Source organism: Roseovarius halophilus (ex Wu et al. 2025), from assembly GCF_047086965.1.
Map to the genome: position 1 here is coordinate 1 of NZ_JBKOTX010000310.1, position 4,694 is coordinate 4,694.

4 protein-coding genes and 1 riboswitch are annotated in these 4,694 nt (G+C 64.5%); all 4 genes read right to left on the bottom strand.

Features of this window, described 5'->3' with window-relative positions:
* Window positions 1-530: 530 nt before the first annotated feature.
* Window positions 531-1,712: an O-succinylhomoserine sulfhydrylase gene (gene metZ, locus ACH107_RS30250; RefSeq protein WP_412509406.1), complete on the bottom strand. Its 1,182-nt coding sequence runs from the start codon at window positions 1,710-1,712 to the stop codon at window positions 531-533.
* Between the two features lie 58 nt (window positions 1,713-1,770).
* Window positions 1,771-1,848: riboswitch (SAM riboswitch) on the bottom strand.
* A gap of 96 nt (window positions 1,849-1,944) precedes the next feature.
* On the bottom strand, window positions 1,945-2,550 hold the full coding sequence (locus ACH107_RS30255) for an inner membrane-spanning protein YciB (protein WP_412509407.1): 606 nt from the start codon (window positions 2,548-2,550) through the stop codon (window positions 1,945-1,947).
* A gap of 12 nt (window positions 2,551-2,562) precedes the next feature.
* A complete protein-coding gene (locus ACH107_RS30260) occupies window positions 2,563-3,465 on the bottom strand; it encodes an EamA family transporter (RefSeq protein WP_412509408.1) in 903 nt (300 codons plus the stop codon).
* A gap of 61 nt (window positions 3,466-3,526) precedes the next feature.
* Window positions 3,527-4,606, bottom strand: coding sequence for a signal recognition particle-docking protein FtsY (gene ftsY, locus ACH107_RS30265; RefSeq protein WP_412509409.1), 1,080 nt, complete (start codon window positions 4,604-4,606; stop codon window positions 3,527-3,529).
* Between the last annotated feature and the right edge of the window lie 88 nt (window positions 4,607-4,694).

Genomic DNA, 4,694 nt, shown 5'->3' on the forward strand with positions numbered 1-4,694 from the left:
GAAGCCATCGGCGAAATCTGTGACCTATACGACCCCGCAGAGTGCTGGAACTACTTCAAGGCTGCCGGATATGTCTCAAACTAATCTCGAAACGCTTTAATGCACAGGAGCCAAGAAGAAATCGTTGGCTTTGCCAATGAGACAGGTCACGATATCAATGCAGCCTACTATATCGTGCTGCACGAGTATGTCTCGGAACAGCGCTCACTTGACGGCGTCAAAAAGCTGTTCTTTTCCAACGAGTGGAAGCTGTAGGATGTGGGCTTTTTACCCCACACCTTCTAAACGCCCCCTATTGAAAACATTGGATTTTTTCTGCGCCAATGCGCCGCCACAAAGGCGAAATCGCCCATTTCCCGCCAAAAAGTATCAAACCCATTGAAATCGCCCTATCGCAAGACACTGAAAACAAACACAAAAATTTTCCGCAGGTATCAAACCGAGTGAAAGCGCTCACCTGCCGGCGGCGTCCGGGCCACCTGCGCGATACCGATGCGTTGCCGACGCGATGCCGCGGGCGCCTTGCGGGGTCAGACCGCGTCCAGCGCCCGGGTCAGGTCCGCCAGCAGATCCGCCGGGTCCTCGATCCCCACGCTCAACCGCACCAATCCCGGCGTGATGCCGAGCGCGTCCTTCGTCTCCTCCGGCAAGCGCTGATGCGTCGTTGTCGCCGGGTGCGTGATGATCGATTTGGCATCGCCCAGATTGTTGGAAATCAGCACGATCTTCAGCGCGTTCAGGAACCGGAACGCCGCCGCCTGCCCGCCCTTGATATCCAGCGCGATGACGGTACCGCCCCGGCGCATTTGCCGCTGGACCAGCGCATTCTGCGGATGCCCCGGCAGGCCCGGGTAAATCACCCGGTCCAGTTTTTCGTGGCCGTCCAATGCCTTGGCGATTGTTTCGGCGCCGTCTGTCTGCGCCCGCACCCGCAGGTCGAGCGTTTCCAGCCCCTTGAGCATCACCCACGCCGTGAACGGCGACATCGAGCCGCCGGTGTGTTTCATGTAGGGTTCCACCGTCTTGCGGATGAACTCCGTACGGCCCAGTATCACACCGCCCAGCGTCCGGCCCTGCCCGTCGATATGCTTGGTGGCCGAATACACCACGACATCAGCGCCCAGCGATATTGCCCGCGAAAACACCGGCGTGGCGAAAACATTGTCCACGATCACGGTAGCCCCGACGGCATGGGCAATCTCGGCCACCGCGCCCACGTCCACCACCTCCAGCGTCGGATTGGCCACGGTTTCGAAGAACACGGCCCGCGTATCCGCGCGCACCGCCTCTTGCCAGGCCGCCAGGTCGGTGCCGTCGACGAAGGTGACCTCGACCCCGAAACGGGTCAGTACTTCCTCGAGGACATACAGGCAGGACCCGAAGAGCGCGCGGGCGCTGACCACGTGGTCGCCGGCTTTCAGCATCGACGTCAGCGCGCCGCTCACCGCCGCCATGCCGCTGGCGGTGGCAAACGCGTCCTCCGCGCCTTCGAGCCCGGCGATGCGGTCCTCGAACATGGCGACCGTGGGGTTGCCGTAGCGGGCATAGATGAACTCGTCCGGCCCTGCCCCGAGGAATCGTGCCTGAGCGGCCTCCGCGCTGTCATAGACGAACCCCTGGGTGAGGTAGATCGCTTCGCTGACCTCGCCCCATTGGCTGCGACGGCTGCCGCCATGCACCAGTTTCGTGCGCGCGTTCCAATCCTGTGTCATGCCAGTCCTCCGGGCCCCGAGGCCCATGAAAAAACCCCCGACGCGGCCAAGCGAAAGGGGGCTTTCGAACCTTGCCACTTTAGCGGTCTTGTTTAACGTGGCCCGCAATCGGGAACAAATCGCCACGCCATCAGTCTTGCCCCAAGAAAGCGCGCGGGTCAACACCGGTGCGCAGCCCGACCGTTGGCTGCCCCGGCAAGGGTCAACGGCCCGGCCGCCGGCGACGGGTCGATCAGTCCCCGTCGCTTTCCTGCGTGCTGTAATCGCGGAAAAGCCGGCCCTGCGTCATGAAGAAAAGAAAGATCGCCGCCGTCAGGCCGAAGGTCTTGAAATAGACCCATGCCTCCTCGCTCTGGGTGCGCCAGATCACCTCGTTGAGCACCGCCAGCCCGAGAAAGAACAGCGTAAGGCGCCGTGTCAGGATCATCCATCCTTCGTCACTGAGCGGCATAAGGCCTTCCATGACATATTGCAGGTAGGATCGGCCCCGCAGCAGGCCAAAACCAAGCAAGCCGCCGAAAATCAGGTAGATGATCGTCGGCTTCATCTTGAAGAAACGCGGATCGTTGAACCAGACGCTGAGACCGCCGAAGATCACGATCAGCACCGCCGTCAGCACCTGCATCCGCGAAAGATGCCCGGTCAGGCGCCAGAGGATCCCGATCGAAACAAGGAACACCGGGATGAAGCCCGCCGTGACCACGATGAAACCGTCATAGCCCGTGCCCCCGATGGAGAAGACCCGGTCCTTCAAAAGCAGGTAGGCCACGAAAAAGGCAATCACCGGCCCCAGTTCCAGCGCCGTCTTCACGGCGGGTTTCACCTGTTTGTCACGCATCGTTTTCCTTCCTCATCCGCCAGCCTCAACTATCACGGCGCCGGCGGCGATCAAAGCCATCAACGCAATCCGACGCGGTCCCACCGTCTCGCGCAGAACCAACCACCCGATAAGCGCCGCGAACACGGTCGAGGTTTCGCGCAGCACCGCCGCCTCGCCCACCTTGTCCAGCCGCGTCGCCATCATCACGGCCCCGAACGAGCCGAAGGCCACAAGCCCCCCGGCAAGCCCGCGCAGCATCAACGGCCCGGGCGCGGGCCGGACAGGCAGGTTGCGCCAGCGCAGCCACGCGAAAGGCGGCAACGCCAGCCCGTCGATCAGGAAGAACCACGCCAGAAAGGTGAAGGGATCAACGGCGGCCCGGATCCCGTAGGCGTCATAGGTTGTGTAAAGCGCCACGAACAGCCCGGTCACCACCGCCAGCCCGAGCGCCAGCGGCATCGTCTCGCGGTCCAGCGTGATGGTGCGCAGGTTATAGACGGCCAGCCCGTAAATCCCGGCCAGCAGCACGCCCACGCCCAGCCACTGCGTGACGGTGAACACTTCCCCGAACAGCAAGTAGGCACCGATCACCGTGAAAAGCGGCCCTGTCCCGCGCACCACCGGGTAGACGACCGTGTAGGCGCCCTTGGTATAGGCCATCGCCTGCAGGATCTTGTAGCCCAGATGGATCACGAAGACGCCGACGAAAATGGGCCACATGTGTGCCCCCGGCCACGGCACGACGAATAGCGCGAAGGGCGCGGCCATCAGCGCGTAACTCGCATCTATCGCGCCCCGGCTCAGCCACGGGTCGTACCGCCCCTTCTGAAGCGCCCCGAACGCCGCGTGCAGCAACGCCGCGAGCAATGCCAGCCCGAGAGCCAGCCGATGCCCCGCCTCGGTGCCCTCCAGCGAGATCAGCCAATCGCTCATGGGCCACCCGGGGCCGCGTGGCAAGCCCGCTTGCCGCCCCCGGACGACACGGTAACGGGCATCATCCGGCGGCAAGCCCGGTCAGCGCGGCAGAGAATTCCTCGGGGTCGAACGGGGCCAGGTCATCGATCTGCTCGCCCACGCCGATGGCGTGGATCGGCAGGCCGAACCGATCGGCCAGCGCCACCAGAACACCGCCCTTGGCCGTGCCGTCCAGCTTGGTCATCACCAGCCCCGACACATCGGCCAGTTTCTGGAACGTCTCGACCTGGCTCAGCGCGTTCTGCCCGGTCGTCGCGTCGAGCACGAGCAACGTGTTGTGCGGTGCTGTTTCATCCTTCTTGCGGATCACGCGCACGATCTTGGCCAGTTCCTCCATCAGGTCCTGCCGGTTCTGCAGCCGCCCGGCCGTGTCGATCATCAACAGGTCCGCCCCGTCGCGCTGCGCCTTTTCCATGGAGTCGAAGGCAAGGCTCGCCGGGTCCGACCCCTCGGGCGCGGTCAGGACAGGCACGCCGGCCCGGTCGCCCCAGATTTGCAGCTGCTCCACGGCGGCGGCGCGAAACGTGTCACCGGCCGCGATCACCACCTGTTTGCCCGCCGCCTTGAACTGGCTGGCCAGCTTGCCGATGGTCGTGGTCTTGCCCGACCCGTTGACGCCCACCACCAGCACCACCTGCGGCCGCTTGGGATAGATCGGTAGCGGGCGCGCCACAGGTTCCATGATCCGCGCGATCTCGCGCGAAAGAAGCTCCTTGATCTCTTGGGTCGAGAGCCGCTTGCCCATGCGCCCCTCCGCCATGTTCGCCGTCACGCGAAGCGCCGTGTCCACCCCCATGTCGGCGGTGATGAGCAGCTCCTCCAGTTGCTCCAGCATGTCGTCATCCAGAACGCGGCGCGGCACGGCCTTGCCGTCACCGCGCCCCAGCAGCCGGCCCAGCAATCCCGATTTCCCACTTTCCTGCGGCCCGGCCGGCGGAATTTCCACCGGCGCGGGATCCGGGCCCGGCTCGGGCGCGCGCGTCGGACTTTCCGGCAGTGGCCCGGGCTCGGGGTCTTCACTGGGCGGGGCCGCCGGGGGAGCCTCGACGGGGCGGCCCGGCACCTCATGCGGGGCGGGCTCCGGCTGGCGGTGCGGCACGCCCCAGGCCCAGGCCGCGCCATACCCAAGCGCGAAAATGCCGTAGGACTGGATGATGATCGGAACCGCGATCAGCGCGATCAAGAGC

What these genes read in the sequence shown, in the direction of transcription:
- ACH107_RS30255 (WP_412509407.1), bottom strand. Translation starts at nt 2,550, where the DNA reads ATGCGTGACAAACAGGTGAAACCCGCCGTGAAGACGGCGCTGGAACTG.
- ACH107_RS30260 (WP_412509408.1), bottom strand. Translation starts at nt 3,465, where the DNA reads ATGAGCGATTGGCTGATCTCGCTGGAGGGCACCGAGGCGGGGCATCGG.
- metZ (WP_412509406.1), bottom strand. Translation starts at nt 1,712, where the DNA reads ATGACACAGGATTGGAACGCGCGCACGAAACTGGTGCATGGCGGCAGC.